We start from the raw sequence: 16,291 nt of genomic DNA on the forward strand, positions 1-16,291 counted from the left end.
GCGAGCCAACCGGCTTGCCCTTTTCACTGGTACGGCCGGCGCGGCACGTCGCCGCACCGCCGTTACCCGGTTCAGCGTGCCGCCGTCGGCAGGCCCGCGTCGGCCTCGCGCTGCAGCGAACGCACCTGCTGCTGCAACGCCCGCAGCTGCGACTGGAGCTGGGCCTGTTGCGCCTGCAGCGCCGCCGTTTCGCTCCGCACGCTCTTCTGGCGATCCGCCACCGCCGCCTGCTGCTGGCGGGCGATCGAGATGTCCGCCTGCAGACGCCGCGCGCGGTCCTGCGTGACTTCGATCTGCTTGTCCATCTGCGCCTTCTGCGATTCCAGCTTCGCCGCGCGCAGTTCGTTGACGGCCAGCCGCTCGGCCTGGTGCGAGAAATCGCGATAGATCGCTTCCGAACGCGTTTCGTCGTAAGTCTTGATCACGCGCCAGAACGCCTTCTGCTGGAACAACGCGACGAAGTACGCCCCGTCCTTGACGTTGAACAGCAGGCTGGCGCCGTAGCTGCCGTTGTAGCTCGTGCGCATTTCCGTCAGCGAATGCGCCTGGATCTGGCGCTGCAAGTCGTCGACCGTACTCGGCCCCGTCGACTCGCCGGCTTGCGGCTGCACAGACGTCTGCGCCTGCGAATCGATCACCGGAATCGCGGCCACCGGTGCCGACGCCTGCTGCACCGCCGACGAATCGCTGCCTGCCAGCCCTTGCGCGAACGCGCCCTGCATGCCTCCCATCATCGCGAGCAACACGCTCACCCGCCCCCACCCCGTCATATGGCTCATGAAGTTTTATTCCCGCCCGAGTCGTTGTAATTCACCGCGATTTTATCTCATTAATTATTCGCTTTCGCGAGTCTCGGGCTCTTCGTCGAAGATCTGATATTTGCGCATTTTTTCCCACAATACTTTGCGGCTGATGCCGAGCTGCTGGGCCGTGTCCTGACGCCGCCAACCGTTTGCGTCGAGCGCCGCGATCACGCGGTTGCGCTCGTTCATGTCCCACTTGCTGCGATCGACGAACACCTCGGCCGCACTCTCCGCCGGCACCGGCTGGGCCGAGCTGCGTGCGTGCGCGATCAGCCGCTGCAAGCGCGCGGCATCCCAGCCGCCCGTCTGCCGCACCGTCACGCCGACGCGCTCGGCGAGGTTGCGCAGTTCGCGCACGTTGCCGGGGAAATAGCTGTCCGCGACCGAATCCGTGAGCCAGTACGGCAGATCGGACAACTCGGCGAGCCGCTCCTCGCCGACCACCTGCGCGACGAACGACTTGAACAGCGCGATCTTGTCCACCGCGCCGCGCTCTTCCAGCGACGGGATGCTCAGCTCGATCACCGCGAGCCGGTAGTAGAGATCGGCGCGGAACAGCCCTTCCTTCACGAGCTGCGGCAGCTTCTTGTTGCTCGCCGCGACCAGACGGAAATCGACCTTGACCGGCGCCGTCGCGCCGACCCGCAGCACCGCGCCGTCCTCGAGCACGCGCAGCAGCTTGACCTGCTGATACAGCGGCAGATCGCCGACTTCGTCGAGGAACAGCGTGCCGCCGGCCGCCTGCTCGAAATAGCCTTTATGCGCAACAACCGCGCCCGTGAACGATCCTTTCGCGTGGCCGAAGAACAGCGATTCGAACAGGCCGTCCGGAATCGCGCCGCAGTTCACCGGCACGAACTCGCCGTGCCGGTAGCGTGAATGCTTTTCGTGCAGCAGTTGCGCGATGCGCTCCTTGCCGACGCCGGTTTCGCCGTGCAGCAGCACGTTGGTGTCGCAGTCGGCGAACGTATCGACTTCGTTCAGCAGCGCCTGCATCGATTCGGAGTGCGCGACGAGTTCGGACGGCTGCAACGTTTCGGCGGCGTGCGCACGCAGTTGCGTGACGAGCTTGCCGATCATGCCGCGCAGTTCCGCGCACGTGAAGTCGAGCGGCAGGATGTGCGAATACTCGGGCGGATACTGCGACGCGTCGTGGTCGCGCGCCGCGCCGACCCAGACCACCGGCATGCCGATGTTGGCCTGCCAGTCGCGCAGGAATGCCGCGCCGCCTTCGATCATCGTCACGCTGATGATCGCCAGCGACCGCCGCATCGCGGCGCGCTCGGGCGAGACCACCGCGTTGTCGGCGCGGATCACTTCGACGTCGAAGCTCGCCATGCACCGGGCGACGCGGTCGACGATGTCCGCCTTGCCTTCCCAGACGTACAGGTCGAGCTCTTCGATTGCGGGCGTGGTTCTCATGTTTCGGATGCGGCTTCAGTAATTGACGGGTTGCTTGGCATTGCAGATCAGTGACCGGATGCAGGCGACAGTGATACCGCCTGCGTCGATAACGGAACGTTCAGGTGTTCATTGAACCAGCATGGGATCGCCACATTTGATCGAATCCGGTGTGTTCGTGACAGAGGCATTCCCCAAGCTCAGACCGAGCAGGCCCGTGACGGAAGTCAGAAGCGAATCGATCGGTTGCAGGAGGAGCGGGACGAGCGTGGTTGCCAGCGCGTTCAGGATCGGCCCGGTCACGACGTTTAATATAGGATTCGCGATGACACTCAGCCACTGGAGTAGGCCACTGTTGGCCTTGACTTCCAACGACAGACCGCTGTTCAAGATACCTTGAACAGCAGGCGACAGGAACTGATCCGTTCCCGTGCCAAGCATATACGGCGATGCCGGGTTCGGTGAAGCGGACGATCCAGGCCCGGGATATGTGAACACAAGCGGTGTCGGACTTTGATTGGCAACGGGAACCGTCAACTGTCCGGGCAACAAGTTGACGTTGAGCGAAACATCGGTCAGGTCGACGATTCCCAGCGTCAGGGTTTTGACCAACGTCGTCAGTCCGGAAACCAAGCCGCCAAGGTTCAACAAATTGAGCAGGCTCTGCAGGTTGACGGACACCAGCGTAATCGGCGTGGCGCTGCCGTTGGGCACATAACCGGTGGGCGCACTGAGGTTGATCGGCGTATTCGCAGTGCCGCCGATGTAGACGGCCACCACCCCAGTCTGCACGTTGACCCGCGCGCTTTTCGTGCCGTCCGCAGTGCAGGTGACAGATATCAGACCCGCCGTCGCCGGCGCCACATAGGCAGTGATCGGCAATTGCACCGCTGCAAGCGGCGTCGCAGTGCCGGACGGACAACTGCCTCCCGGAAAGACTAGTGAGCCGTTTGAGCATGTCGACAGCAGCGAGATAGACGTATTGAGGAACACGTTGCCCTGCGCGGTTGACGTGTTGGTCGTGCAGTCGGATGTCCCGCAACTCGACGGCCCGGGCGGACCGCTCGCAGTAGACGGCGGATTGGCCCCCAACTTGACTGAACCCGACACGGTCACATTCAGTAGCGGTGAGAGCACCGTAGGCGTCTGAACCGTGACGCTGGGAATGTTGACCGAATTCGTGCCGTTCGCGATCTGCAATGCCGTCGACAGCAAGCCGAGCGCATTGACGCTGGCGTTGACGGCAGAGCTTCCCGTCGCGGTCGCAGCGGAAACCAGTTGACCGAGCGCGATCTGCGGCCCGCCACAAACTCCCCCCGGACAAAGGGCGATAACCAGTGCGTTCAGCACCTTCAGGTTCGCCGCGGCCACGCTTTGCTGCGTTGCGGCCTGTACCGCGGCATTGGCCAGTTGACCGAGCGTCACGGTGCCATTCAGCACGCCCGTACTGGTGCCGACAGGGAGATTGGCAAGAATGCCGGCTAGCTTCAAGTTGACTTGAGCGAGTCCCTGATAGTCAACCAGTTGGAGATTCAGCGCATTGTCGTTTGATCCAGTCAGCGCCTTGAGCAACTGGTTGGCCAATCCCCCATTCAGCGCTGCAACCGACGTGGTCAACGTAAAAGTATCGGTGGGTACGCTCTTGGCAATGGCAGATCCGTCAATCGTGACGCCACCGCGAAAAATCCCGTCGACCGGCTCGGCCACCGTGACGCAAACGGCGTTGGTCGATTGGCCATTGACCGTTCCGGCCGGCAGACCCGCGCACTGGTTGCCACTGATCGGGTCGCCGGACACCCATGTGAACTGCGCGCTACCGCTGCCCTGAGGTGCGGTCCAGATGCCGCACGACACGGAAACTTTCGAACCCGTCGGCAATGCATTCGTCGCCGGGTTCGCGATTTGACTGGCTGCGGTCCTCGCGGCCTGGCAAGTCGAGTCGGTCGTAACCTGAGAGACTGCCGACAACGCGGCCAAATCGGCCGCCGCTTGCATCCGGCGTCTTTCGGCATAGAAATGGCCGACGTCGATCGCGCCCAGGATAATGATCGCAACCAGCGCCCAGATCGTCGCCATGAGCGCGACGCTACCGCGCTGGCGACTTCTTCCGGGACTGCCGGCGCTCCCCCGCCGCGCCGCGTGCGATTGATCTGCGCGCATGGTCATCTCGCCTATTGCGCGCCCTGCCCGCCGCCCGACATGCCGCCCACTGCGCCGAGCTGCGAACTCATCGAATCCGGAATCTTGTTCTTGAACGAATCGAGATAGCGCTGGTACGCAAGCGACGCGACGTCGCCGAACACGGGTTGCGTCGGCGCCGCCGCGCGATTGTCGCGCTGCATCGCGAGCCAGTCTTTGGTCGAGCGTCCAACGTCGGACGTTCTCGGTGTCACGGCGTCTTGACCGTATGCCGCGCCAGAACCCGTTACGATGCAAACGATCGCGACCAGCGTCGCAATCCGGCCCGCACATGCGCTTGGATTGTGTGTGTTGTCGTTCATGTCGTTCCCCGGATATCTGTTCATTGTGCAAACCGTTGCAGCAGCGGCACAGTCTGGTCGTAACCGAAATTGTTCGCCATCGGCGTGATCGGCGCCGTCGCGCCGCGCCGCGACACAACCGGCGGCGTCGCGATTGCACGCTGCTGCGCATGCACTGCCGCAGCAATCTTCGCGACGTCAGCGTTGATGTCCTTGCGAATCTCCGTCGACAGATGCTGCTGGTTCATCAGCCGTTGCGCATCCTGCGCACGCCCTGCCGCAAACAGATACAGCGCAAGGTTGCTGACGATTTTCGGATTGCGCTGATCGAGTTCGGCAGCTTTCATCAGCGGCACTCGCGCGCCGACGACGTCGCCGCTGCGCAACTTCGCGTAAGCAAGATCGGATAGCAGCGACGGATCCGTCGGCGCGAGCTCCGACGCTTGCGTCAGCGCCTGCACGGCACGGTCGAAATCGCCCGCGGCGCCCGCAAGCAACCCCAGTCCGCGATAACCACGCGCAGCAAGCGGCGTCTTCAGCAACTGCGTATACACGGCCGCGCTTGCGGCCGGCTGGTCGGTCGTCCGTAACGCATCCGCACGCAACAGGATCGATTCCGGCATGACACCGTATGTCTTGTCATATGCATCGATGTGCGCGAGCGAAGCGTAATAGAGACCCTGCGCTTGCATGCGCTGAATCAGACCTAGATACATCCCTGGCGTATCCGGCACGGACTGCTTCTGATCTGCTGCTTGCATCAGTGCCGCACGCTCGGTCTGCGCGCCGACGCCATACCCGCTTTCCTTGGTTGCGCATGCACCGAGCAGTAGCGCCACCGCCAGCATGCCCACCCGGGTCACCGCTTTGCCGATTCGCTTCATCGTCTGTCCTTCCATCCTTCAATGCTGCGACGACAACGCGCGCATCACCGCCAGCATGCCCGGTCCCGCCGTCACGATCAGCAGAGCGGGTAACAGCGTCAGCACCATTACGCCCGTCATCTTTACCGTCAATCTACCGATCCGTTCGCGCAGCATCGCGCGACGAGTCTCGCGCAAACGGTCGCCGAACTGCTTGAGCGGTTCCTGCACCGCACCGCCATGCTTGTCGACCTGAATCATCAATCGCACGATCGCGCGCAAATCCTCGTTGTCGAATCCACTGGACAGCCGTTGCAGCGACTGCTCGCGGGTACGGCCCGCGGCGAACTGACGCTGCGCGATTCCCACCTCCGACGACAGGACCGGCAGCATCCCGCGAAAATCGTTCGTCACGACTTGCAGGCTTTGATCGAGCGACAGACCGACGCCTTGCAGTAAACGCAACATGTCGACGAGTAGCGGCAGTTCGTCAACGACGCTCTGTCGCCGCGACGCTGCACGGCGCTGCACATAGAGTTTCGGCAGCATGAAGCCAAGCCCGAAGGCGGCGCACATGCCGACCATCCAGATACTGCCTTTCATGCGCCCGCTCGCGAAGATCGCGAACAGTAGCGGCAACGCGATCCCGCACGCGACCCGCGCACTCAGAAACAGCCCACGCGTGCGTGCATCGACATATCCGCATTGCTCCAGCAGGCGACGATCCTCTTCCGCGACAGCGTATTTGCCGAATCCGGTGTCCAGCCAGCGCATGCCTGCCGCCGACAGGCGATCCAGCCAACGTTCGACACGTTGCCCGCCGCGCGCGTTGGCTTTCGCCGGCGCATCGCCATCCTGCGCGGGCCGCGCTTTCGCCGCCTCCAGTGCAGCCATGCGCCGATCGAGCGCATCGACCAACGCTCGTTCGGCACGCGCCGCGGCATTCGCACGTAACGTCACGACCATCCCGAGCAGCAGCAGCCCGAGCGCGCCCACGGCCAACGCAATCGCTCCGATTTGAGTTGCTGTCATAGCCTCACCTGAGCCGAGCCATTCGATACAGCCATATGCTGCCTACCACTTGAGCCAGGAACGCGATCATGAGCAGCGACCGCCCGCTCGGATCGCCCCACATCCCGTACAGATACTTCGGATTGGTCACCACGACGAAGCTCCCGATTGCAATCGGCAGCATGACGAGGACGAACGCGGACAGCCGCGTCTCCGACGACATCGCGGTCAATTCACGCTCGGCTTGCTCGAGATCGCGCATGAATACGGCCATCCGCTCGAGCATCACATCCGCGCGACCACCGTATTTGACCGACAAGCGCAGCACCGAGCCGACGAGCTCAAACTCTTCGGTTCGGTAGATCTTCGCGATGTGCATCATGGCGCGGTCGATCTCGATACCACCGCGCAGCATCCGCGACACGACGTCGAGACAGCCACGCAACGGCTCCTCGGTCGTCAACAGCGCAGACTGGAAAGCAGCCGGCACGCTGTTGCCCAGCGTCACGAGACGCACGATCCCGTCGAGGAACGACGGGATCTGTCGGACGATCTTCAACCGTCGCCGCTGAATCCGCGACGCGAGCCAGACGCCGAGTATCGCGCTGCCGCAAATGATCGCCGCAAAACACGCCAGCACGCCGCCGTGACTGCCCGCGATGAATGCCGCCGCGACGAGCACTGCAAGCGCGACGAGCGCCTTGCCGCGCGCATCGTCTATCCCCGCACGACTCGCAAGGTTGGCCAGATATTCGGATGCGGTCGCATACCAGTGCGCCCAGAAGGCGTCGGACGACACCTTCCGTGCCGCACCCGGTTGCTGCACGGCACGCACGGCACCAGCCGCCTGCGCACGTGTCGCCTGTGCGGCGACGCGTGCACCAGGCTCGAGCCGGCTGTCGATGAAGCGCTTCGCGTCGGTCCGTACGCGCCGGGTCTCTGCGTGACGCCACAGCATCATCGCAGCCGCGACGCATAGCATCGCGATCGCCAGCACCCATACCATCGCGCTATACATTGAAGCCCCCGCCGCCTCGGCCGAACCCGCCACCGCCAAAGCCGCCGCCGAATCCGCCATCGCCGAACCCGCCGCTCGTCAGCGCCTGACGGAAGCGCGCGAGCTTCGGTGAATGCGGATGGATGCCCAATGTTTCCCAGTGATCGACTTCCTCGCCCTCCTGCGTCACACGCGCTTCGTAGCGGTAAAGCTCCTGGGTCGCGATGATGTTGTCGGACAGCCCGGTTACTTCGGTGATCGACAGAATCCGTCGCCGCCCGTTCGACAGGCGTCCAATCTGCACGATGAAGTCGATGGCGTTCGCGATCTGCCTGCGCAAGCTCGACTCGGTGCCCTGGAAACCTGCAAAACCGGCCAGCATCTCGAGACGGTACAGACACTCGCGCGGCGAACTCGCATGCACGGTGCCCATCGAGCCGTCGTGACCCGTGTTCATCGCCTGCAGCATTTCCAGCACCTCGCCGCCGCGCACTTCGCCGACGATGATCCGGTCCGGACGCATCCGCAGCGTATTGCGCAGCAAATCGCGAATCGACACGACCCCGGTACCGTCGAACCCGCCAGGCCGGCTCTCGAGCCGCACGACGTGCGGGTGGTTCAGCGACAACTCGGCCGTATCCTCGATCGTCACGACACGCTCGATCTCCGGAATATGGAACGCGAGCGCGTTGAGCAGCGACGTCTTGCCGGAACTCGTACCGCCCGACACGAGAATGTTGCAGCGCGCCTCGACTGCCGCCTGAAGCAACGTGTTGATCTCTTCGTTGAATGTCCCGTTGCCGAGCAGGTCGGACGGCTTCAGCGGATCCTTGCGGAACTTCCGGATCGACACGACCGGGCCGTCGATCGACAGCGGCTCGATCACCACGTTCACGCGGCCGCCGTCGGGCAGCCGAGCATCGACCATCGGATTCGACTCGTCGAGACGGCGGCCGATCGGCGCGAGGATCCGCCGCACGATCCGCAACAGGTGCGCGTTGTCGGTGAAACGCACCGGCAGCTTGGCAAGGATCCCGTGACGCGACACATACACGTCGTTGTAGCCGTTGATCAGGATGTCTTCGACCGCCGGGTCCGCGAGCAGATCCTCGATCGGCCCGAAACCCGCGAGTTCCTTCGTCAGCGCCTCCGCGATCGTGCGTACCTCGTTCTCGTTGAGCGGAATGCGGCGCAAGCGCACGAAGCTGTCGATCTCGAGATCGACGAACTGGTTGATCGCCTGGCGGGACCATCTGCCGAACTCGGCGCCCAATTCTTCGATGCGCGTCAACAAGTGTTCGTGCGCGGCATTCTTGATGTCGTGGAATTGCTGCGTCTGAGAGAACGGCGCTGCGCCGTCGGCAAATTGAATGTCGTGTGCCATCGCTTACGACCGCTTGGACGAAGGTTGAATGAAGCGCTTCAGCGCGGAGAGGCCGAACGCCGGACGTGGTGTGGCCGTTCTGACCGATACGCCTGGCAGCCGCGCGGCGAGTGACTCGAGGGCGTGCACGTACGGGTCGCGCTCCGCCATATCGACGATGAGCCGGCCCTGATTTGCCGCATGGCCGATCGCGACGCGGCGCGACGGCAACGTGCCGACCAGCGACAGCCCGAGGCGCTCCGCAATCTGGGCGGGCACCAAGTCGAGTGCGGGGTCGTACTGGTTGACGACGAGCCGTACGCGATCGGTCTCGACACCCGCATCGCGCAACCCGGTGAGCAGATCGGCCGCCGATACGATCGACGCGACGCCCTGATCGCAGACGAGCCACGCTTCGTCGGCCGAGCTCGTGATCTGTGCAACGAATTCGCGGTTCGAAAAGCCGCCGAGGTCGACGATCTGCTGATCGAAGAATGCGCGAAACCGGTTCAGCAAACCGGCGCACGACGCGTACGACACGTCGCGCAGCCCACCGAGATCCGCCGGCAGCGTCGTCAATGCGACGCCGCTCTCATGCCGAGTCAGCGCGGTATTCACGAAGGTCCGGTCGATGCGGCGCAGGTTGTGAACCGCATCGATGAAATCGAATTCGCAGCGGGTATTCAGGAATAGCGCGCCGTCGCCTGCCGGCAGCCCGAGGTCGACGAGCGCGGTCTGGCGACCGGCCGGCGTCCCACCGTTCGGCACGCCGGCGCCCTCCGGGTTCACTCCGCGCTTCTGCAACCATACGGCCAGATTCGCTGCGAGCGTGCTTACCCCCATGCCTGCACGTGCGCCGAGCAACGCAACGAGTTTACCGTGGCGGCTCGCCGGCTCGCCGACGTTCGCCAGCAATCCGCGCGTCGTGCGCAACGCATCCTCCGCCGGTGCCGACACGTCGATGAAATCGCGGACACCGGCGCGCAATGCAGCGAGCGTGCTCTCCGGCTGTGCGAGCGAACCCAGCGCGACAATCGGCAGCCCCGGATGCGTGGCGCGAATCGCAGCCGCGGCAATGCTCGCCGCCGTGCTGCCGTCCGAGAAATCGATGAAGACGAGCGCCGGATTGAGGCCCGTAATACGCTGCGCCAGTACACCCGGTTCGAGCGATGCGGCCTCGACCGCGCCGGCCGATACGAGCGTATCGGCCAGCCAGCGGACATGCGCCTCATGCTGCGATGCACAAACGAAATAGTCGGTCACGGCGGGTTCACACAACGATTGAATTCGCGCATTCATGTCGAACACCCCCGATTACACAAGGCGTGGCGATGCTTCGCAAGCCGCGAGACATTCCACTCATTTCGAAAATCCGGGAGCAGCGTCCGGCGACGCAGCTCCGCCCAGATACGATTTCCAGACCGGCCCGTCGCGCTGCTCGGACAACTCGCCGGGCGTCGCGGGCAACACCGCACCCTTCGCGATCGGCGCGACGAGATGCGGCGTCACGATGATCAGCAGTTCCTTGTCATTCTGCTGATAGCTCAGATTCTTGAAGAACGTCCCGATGATCGGCAGATCGCCGAGCAATGGCACCTTGCTCACGTTCGACATCGTCTGGCGATCGATCAAGCCGCCAATTACAAAGCTCTCTCCGTCGCCCAGTTCGACGGTCGTGTCCGCACGGCGCGTCGTAATGCCAGGCACCGCGACGCCGCTGATCGTCACGCTGTTCACGAAATCAAGCTGGCTCGATTCGGGCGCGACCTTCAGCGCAATCCGGCTCGGGCTCAGAACCGTCGGCGTCAACGAAAGCCCGACGCCGTATTGCTTCCACTGGATCGCCGTCGAACCGAGCCCCTGCGGCGATGGCACCGGAATCTCGCCGCCCGCAAGGAAGCTTGCGCTCTGTCCGGACAGCGCGACCAGTGTCGGCTCCGCCAGCACGCGGGCGAGGTTGTTCGCCTCCAGCAGAGATAGATCGGCAAAGATTCCGCGTCCAGCCGCGTTCACGACCAGGTTGAATGCAGACGCGACTGGCGATCCGAGCGTCGGAACGTATCCCCCGGTCCCCGGGCCCGAACCGCCGCTATAAGATTGCACACCACCCGGCGAAAACGATCCGAACGAAAAGCCGTTGCTTTGCTTGAAGAAATTGAACCCGACCTGCTTGAGCACCGACCGGCTGAATTCGACGACCCGAACGTCAACTTGCACGACGCTCTTGCCGGGAACCGTCGAGCGGTCGATTACGACGCCCTTTCCGCTCATGTTCTTGCCGACCGCGGCCGCACGCGCATGTGCCTCGAGCGACGCGGCCGAGCCTTGCAGCACGGCCGTACCGCCGTATGCATTCACCCGCGGCGTAGCGCCGTCGAGCACCACTTGCGCGGCCGCGTCGACCACCTCGACGTTCCAGATCGTTGGCTCATCGCGGCCGCGCTCCCACAGCATCACGTTCGTCGCGCCGGGAGCCTTCGCTGTGAGCAGCACGGAACCCGAGCGGCTGCCTTTCATGATCAGCACGTCGGCAATTGCCGGATCGCCGACCGCGACGCGCTGCAGGGTGCGGCCCGCCGAAATCTGCCGTTGTGCGCCAACCGCGAGTTCGATCGTAGCGCTCGCGCTCGCGAACGAGGCGAAGGTCATGAAGCAGATGGCAATCGCGAATGCACTCAGTATGTTTTTCATCGTCTGGTAGACCGTCGCGCGGCCTTTTACTTGTCGTCGCTGATATCGATGGCCATCGATCTGGTTCAATAGGCAACCGTTTCCGACCGGCCGCCGCGAATCACTTCGATGCTGCCGCCGCCTCCGCTCGGCCGCACAGGCGGCGGCAGATGCGACGGCAACGGCGGCAGGTTCGCGTTGGCTACCGGCGTTCTCGGTGTGCCGGACAGTTGCTGCAGCGAGACGCCTGCTGCGGCCAGCGCCGACGGCGACAGCTTGTTGTCCGTACGTACCGCAACCGTCTGTAGCGCAAACTCGTCGTCACGCGGATTGCGCAATGCAAAGGTCAGCCGGCCGCTGGCCTCGCCGAGCGTCAGCGCATCGACCTGGGCGATCGGTACCGCGAGCACTGCGATGCGGGCGCCGGTCGGCTGCCCATTACCACCGTTGTTGTTGCCGCTGTCGCGCTCGGCGGTCGCATCGCCGAACGACAGCACCCGAACCTTCGACAACAGAAGCCGCGCCTGTGTTTGCGAAACCTCGCCGTCGAGCATCGTGCTGCCGACTTCGCGTTTCAGGTTCAGGAACACGTCGACGAAATTCCCGGGCCGCAACCGGTTGCCGACCGCGTTCGTTTCGTCGACGCGAACCGCAACCGCGCGCTCGCCGGGCTGCACGTCCTCGGCAAGCCCCGACACCAGTGCATCCGCAACGATCGGGGCCGAGGCCGGAATATCACGAATCGGCACGCGGCCAACAAGCGGAGCGGGATCGTTGAACGCGCCTGCCGGCGCCGGCACCGTCGATTGGATCTTCAGCGCATCGGCCTGAATCGGCTGCCCCCCAGGCAAAGTACGCGTTGCAATCACGATCGGCACCGCAGTCGCCGTTGCCGCCGTCACCGGCTGTGCCGGCGCGGGACTTGAAGCGCTGCGTCCGAGCACCCATGCATAGATTCCGAGCAGAACGGCGATCGCAATCAGCAGCCCCGCAATGATCTTCGTTAAGTTGTTGGCCATGTTGTCGTATGGATGCCGGAATAAAAATCCAGTTAGCTTCTTCTTGCCGCGCGATTTGTGTGTGACATACCTATCGCCTCATGATGTCCAACTCACAACATCGACTGTGGAATTTGCACCACTGCCGTACCGGTCAGCGGTTGGGTCATGATCGTCCCCAGGAACGGCATGATCGTCATCCAGCTATCAGGCGTATAGCTCACTGTGACCGTCAGGCAGTACAACAGCGGTGTAGGTGTTCCGTTGTAGTTGCACTGCTGTGCCACCACGTTGGGCGGACTGCTGTTCAGCCAACCGAGAACGTTCTGCGTAGTCGCCTTGGCGTTCGCGACGCGCGTCGTGAGGTCCGGTGCGTAGCTCAACCCTGCACGCGCGCCCTCGCTGGCGGCAAGCGTCAAGCTCTGCTGAATGACGAAAATCATCCCGAAACTCAGAATCGCGTAAAAAATCACGAAGAACAGCGGGAACACGATCGCAAACTCGACCGCCGTCGCTCCACGTTGCCGTCGCCGTCCCCCGCACGCGTTCTGTCGTTTCATCGCACGCCCACGATTGCGACTAGATAGACCAGCCAGGCGGCAGCCGGCACCGCGAGGCATGCGGCATAAGGTGTCGCCCGATACCGGCCAAGTATCAGCACCGGCTCGCGCTGCCGCCGCAAGCCCCCGAACGACGTGCGCGTCAGCAGCATCAGTGCGAGCGCGTGCAGTCCCGCAGCTAGACTGGCAACCACCCACAGCCAAAGCAGCGCATGCGCACCGCACCAGATGCCGAGGACGGCGAATATTTTTACGTCTGCTGCACCCATGACACGCAGAAGGAAGAACGGCATCAATCCGATCAGGCCGACCAGCATGCCAACCGCTGCCTGATACACAGAAATACCAAATGGATTCGCAGCCACGCACGCGCCGCCGAACCCGGCGATCACCCCGGCCACGATAAGCGCGTTCGAAATACGGCGGAAACGAATATCACTGACCGCGACTAAACCCGCCCAGGTCAGAAATACCCCGCTAAAAATGAGACGTCCCATCGCACCACGCCCGCAGCAGATACAAGGGCGGGCGGATTACCGAAGCAGTCCGCCCGCTACTGCGCCACGACGACTTCCGGAAAAGAAGAAGTCGGCTTAGCCCGCCGGGGTTGCCCGAATCGCGGTGGAGGAACAGTTCGTAGACGAAGGAGACGACACGCACGTGCCGAGATTGGTAAACATGTTACCGAGACTGCTGCCGATGTTCGTCACCCCGGCGACGATCGCGACAGCGATCAGACCCGCGATCAGCCCATACTCGATCGCGGTAACCCCGTCGTTTTCCTTAAGGAAACGCTTGATGATTGCTTTCATTTTATTCCTCGTGCCTGTATTTACGTTTTCTGGCCTTTTATACGTATACGTCCCCGCATATCTGGCCGTTTGCCCCGACCGTTCGCTACATCTGCTGTAACGACAACCGGGTGCGCTTTCTTTATAGGTCGCCCCGAAGGGCATTGCTCACGATTTGATGCAAGTTAACATTCGCGATAGCGCTCCTCCTCGAACGTAGTGTACCGAACCGTACATTTCCTTACATCTGCTGCCGATTCTATATCCGTTCCTATTTAAATTCCAACCTCTTTTAACCACTCTGACGGAAAAAATGATCAGGAGCACAACGTATTTGTACGGCGTTTCGGTACGACTTACACATAGGATTTACGATAGGTTAGATGTGCACACCTAATCCACCAGTAAAACCGTTGCCTCGTCCACCAAGCCTGCGTGGGCCCCACGTTACGCCGCACGCGTAACGCCAATGTTGTGACGTTACGTTACGAAACGGCCGAAACCGTTCTCATTCATCTGCACTTAAACAGATTCAACAATCTTTCAGTTTCCGTAACTGCCTTTTCTGACAAGGAATTGCCTCGTTTAAAACCTGTTGTCGAACCGTCGGGCATCGAAATGGCACGACAGTTGCAGAGTAGTCCTCGCACCACTCAACACAACGCAGTTCACAACACATTTTTAATGCGAGGAAGAAATGGACATTAAGGTTATCCCTCATGGCGTGTTCCGGACGACTCTGATCGCGGCCACCGTTGCAGCCATGCTTTCCCTCTCCGCATGCGGCGGCTCCGGCTCCATCAGCCAGGGCCTCGGCGGCGGCTCCAGCTCGGGCGGCGGCGATACGATCTCCACGTCGGGCGGCAACGGCACGAGCGGCACCTCGGGTACGAGCGGTACCTCCGGCAGCAGCGGAACCTCGGGCACGAGCGGCACGTCCGGCACCAGCGGAACCTCGGGTACGAGCGGTACGTCCGGCACCTCGGGTGTGTCGTCGAACCCAGTGGGAAATGTCCTCGCAAACACCAGCAATATCATCACGACTGCCGGCGGCGCCGTCTCCAATCTCGGCTCCGCCCTCGGCAGCCAGACGCTGCCGGGTGTCAATCCGGCCACCACGCAAGCCGCAGGCGGCATCGTGCAGAGCGTGGGCGGCGCCGTCACCGCGCTGGGCAACGGCGTCGGCAACGGTCTCGGCCAGCTCGGCGCAACGAAGGATCCGGTCGGCACCACGGTCGCCAGCACGGGCGGCGTGGTCAATCAGCTCGGCGGCGCAGTCACGCAAACGGGCAATCTGGTCACGAGCCTCGGCAGCGGCCCGCTGTCGCCGCTCGCGCCGGTCACGGGCTCCGTCGGCGGCCTCGTCTCGACGCTCGGGGGCGCCGTATCGAACGGCGGCACCACGCTCACCAACGTACTGTCGACCGGCCCGATCCAGCAGGTCACGCAAACGGTCAGCTCGGCCATCACGCCGATCACGACGATGGTCGGCCAGACGACCCAGACGATCGGCACGGCAACCGGCCTCGGCGCACCAGTCAATACGCTGCTCGGCACGGTCGGCAACGGGCTGAACCAAGCCGGCGCCCTGCTCGCATCGACGGGCGGCAATCCGGTCACCACCGGCCTCGGCAACACCGTCTCGTCGACGGGCAACACCGTGAAGGCCGTCGGCGGCTTGCTCACGGGCGGCACCGGCGGCGTGACCAACCCGCTCGCCCCGCTCACGGGGCTCGTCTCGACGGTCACCGGCGCACTCGGCGGCGCAACGGGCGGCGGCAGCGGCCCGCTCGCGCCGGTCACGGGTCTCGTCTCCACGGTGACCGGCGCACTGGGTGGCGCAGCAGGCGGCAGCGGCAGCCCGCTCGCACCAGTCACAGGTCTCGTCTCGACGGTCACTGGCGCACTCGGCGGCGCAGCAGGCGGTAGCGGCGGCCCGCTCGCACCGGTCACGGGCCTCGTCTCGACGGTCACCGGCGCACTGGGTGGCGCAGCAGGCGGCAGCGGCGGCCCGCTCGCCCCGGTCACGGGCCTCGTCTCGACGGTCACCGGCGCACTCGGCGGCGCAACGGGCGGTACCAGCGGCGGCCCGCTCGCGCCGGTCACGGGTCTGCTCGGCGCAGTCACGGGCGCACTCGGCGGCGTAACGGGCGGCGCAGGCGGCAGCAGCCCGCTCGCCCCGGTGACGAACGCCGTCTCCACGGTGACGAGCACGGTCGGCGTACCGGCACTGAGCGGCGGCACGGGTGCCGTCGCGAACTCGGGCTCGTCGTCGAATCCGCTCGCGCCCGTCACGTCGCTGATCGGCGGCCTGCTCGGCGGCACGCATGGCAAGTAATCCGACCTTCATTCAT

The 16,291-nt window shown here is 63.6% G+C and carries 15 protein-coding genes; 1 reads left to right on the top strand and 14 read right to left on the bottom strand.

Annotated features, from left to right (window positions below):
* Window positions 1-71: 71 nt before the first annotated feature.
* The 14 genes from HWX03_RS23430 to HWX03_RS23495 all read right to left on the bottom strand — a co-directional run bounded on the left by HWX03_RS23430 (window position 72) and on the right by HWX03_RS23495 (window position 13,958).
* Window positions 72-779: a DUF2968 domain-containing protein gene (locus tag HWX03_RS23430; RefSeq protein WP_175872828.1), complete on the bottom strand. Its 708-nt coding sequence runs from the start codon at window positions 777-779 to the stop codon at window positions 72-74.
* Window positions 780-833: 54 nt separating this feature from the next.
* Window positions 834-2,225, bottom strand: coding sequence for a sigma-54 dependent transcriptional regulator (locus HWX03_RS23435; protein ID WP_175872829.1), 1,392 nt, complete (start codon window positions 2,223-2,225; stop codon window positions 834-836).
* Between the two features lie 108 nt (window positions 2,226-2,333).
* Entirely contained in the window at window positions 2,334-4,370 is a 2,037-nt protein-coding gene (locus HWX03_RS23440; RefSeq protein WP_347879532.1) for a pilus assembly protein TadG-related protein, read from the bottom strand.
* A gap of 5 nt (window positions 4,371-4,375) precedes the next feature.
* Window positions 4,376-4,729, bottom strand: a complete 354-nt coding sequence (locus tag HWX03_RS23445) for a DUF3613 domain-containing protein (RefSeq protein ID WP_175872831.1) — start codon at window positions 4,727-4,729, stop codon at window positions 4,376-4,378.
* The gene (locus tag HWX03_RS23450) at window positions 4,726-5,568 is read right to left on the bottom strand and encodes a tetratricopeptide repeat protein (protein WP_175872979.1); all 843 of its coding nucleotides are present in this window, start codon (window positions 5,566-5,568) and stop codon (window positions 4,726-4,728) included. Before HWX03_RS23450 ends, HWX03_RS23445 begins: the two co-directional genes overlap by 4 nt.
* An 18-nt stretch (window positions 5,569-5,586) precedes the next feature.
* Complete coding sequence (locus HWX03_RS23455) at window positions 5,587-6,579, bottom strand: type II secretion system F family protein (protein WP_175872832.1); 993 nt, start codon at window positions 6,577-6,579, stop codon at window positions 5,587-5,589.
* 4 nt (window positions 6,580-6,583) lie between these two features.
* Window positions 6,584-7,576, bottom strand: coding sequence for a type II secretion system F family protein (locus tag HWX03_RS23460; RefSeq protein ID WP_175872980.1), 993 nt, complete (start codon window positions 7,574-7,576; stop codon window positions 6,584-6,586).
* Entirely contained in the window at window positions 7,569-8,939 is a 1,371-nt protein-coding gene (locus tag HWX03_RS23465; protein ID WP_175872833.1) for a CpaF family protein, read from the bottom strand. The genes HWX03_RS23460 and HWX03_RS23465 overlap by 8 nt, the downstream gene beginning before the upstream one ends.
* 3 nt (window positions 8,940-8,942) lie before the next feature.
* Window positions 8,943-10,217, bottom strand: a complete 1,275-nt coding sequence (locus HWX03_RS23470; protein WP_175872834.1) for a fimbrial protein — start codon at window positions 10,215-10,217, stop codon at window positions 8,943-8,945.
* Window positions 10,218-10,277: 60 nt separating this feature from the next.
* Complete coding sequence (locus tag HWX03_RS23475) at window positions 10,278-11,609, bottom strand: type II and III secretion system protein family protein (RefSeq protein WP_175872981.1); 1,332 nt, start codon at window positions 11,607-11,609, stop codon at window positions 10,278-10,280.
* Window positions 11,610-11,674: 65 nt separating this feature from the next.
* Entirely contained in the window at window positions 11,675-12,607 is a 933-nt protein-coding gene (gene cpaB / locus HWX03_RS23480; protein ID WP_175872835.1) for a Flp pilus assembly protein CpaB, read from the bottom strand.
* 92 nt (window positions 12,608-12,699) lie between these two features.
* Window positions 12,700-13,146, bottom strand: coding sequence for a TadE family protein (locus tag HWX03_RS23485; RefSeq protein WP_175872836.1), 447 nt, complete (start codon window positions 13,144-13,146; stop codon window positions 12,700-12,702).
* Window positions 13,143-13,643 (bottom strand): prepilin peptidase, encoded by a 501-nt coding sequence (locus tag HWX03_RS23490; RefSeq protein ID WP_175872837.1) that lies wholly within the window; start codon window positions 13,641-13,643, stop codon window positions 13,143-13,145. The genes HWX03_RS23485 and HWX03_RS23490 overlap by 4 nt, the downstream gene beginning before the upstream one ends.
* 96 nt (window positions 13,644-13,739) lie before the next feature.
* Window positions 13,740-13,958 carry a Flp family type IVb pilin gene (locus HWX03_RS23495; RefSeq protein ID WP_089500004.1) on the bottom strand — a complete coding sequence of 73 codons (219 nt, stop codon included), beginning with the start codon at window positions 13,956-13,958 and terminating at the stop codon, window positions 13,740-13,742.
* Window positions 13,959-14,634: 676 nt separating this feature from the next.
* Between HWX03_RS23495 and HWX03_RS23500 the strand changes: the two genes are divergently transcribed.
* Entirely contained in the window at window positions 14,635-16,275 is a 1,641-nt protein-coding gene (locus HWX03_RS23500) for a collagen-like triple helix repeat-containing protein (protein WP_175872838.1), read from the top strand.
* The last annotated feature ends 16 nt before the right edge of the window (window positions 16,276-16,291 follow it).

The organism is Burkholderia sp. BCC0397, assembly GCF_902832865.1.
Lineage (GTDB): Bacteria > Pseudomonadota > Gammaproteobacteria > Burkholderiales > Burkholderiaceae > Burkholderia.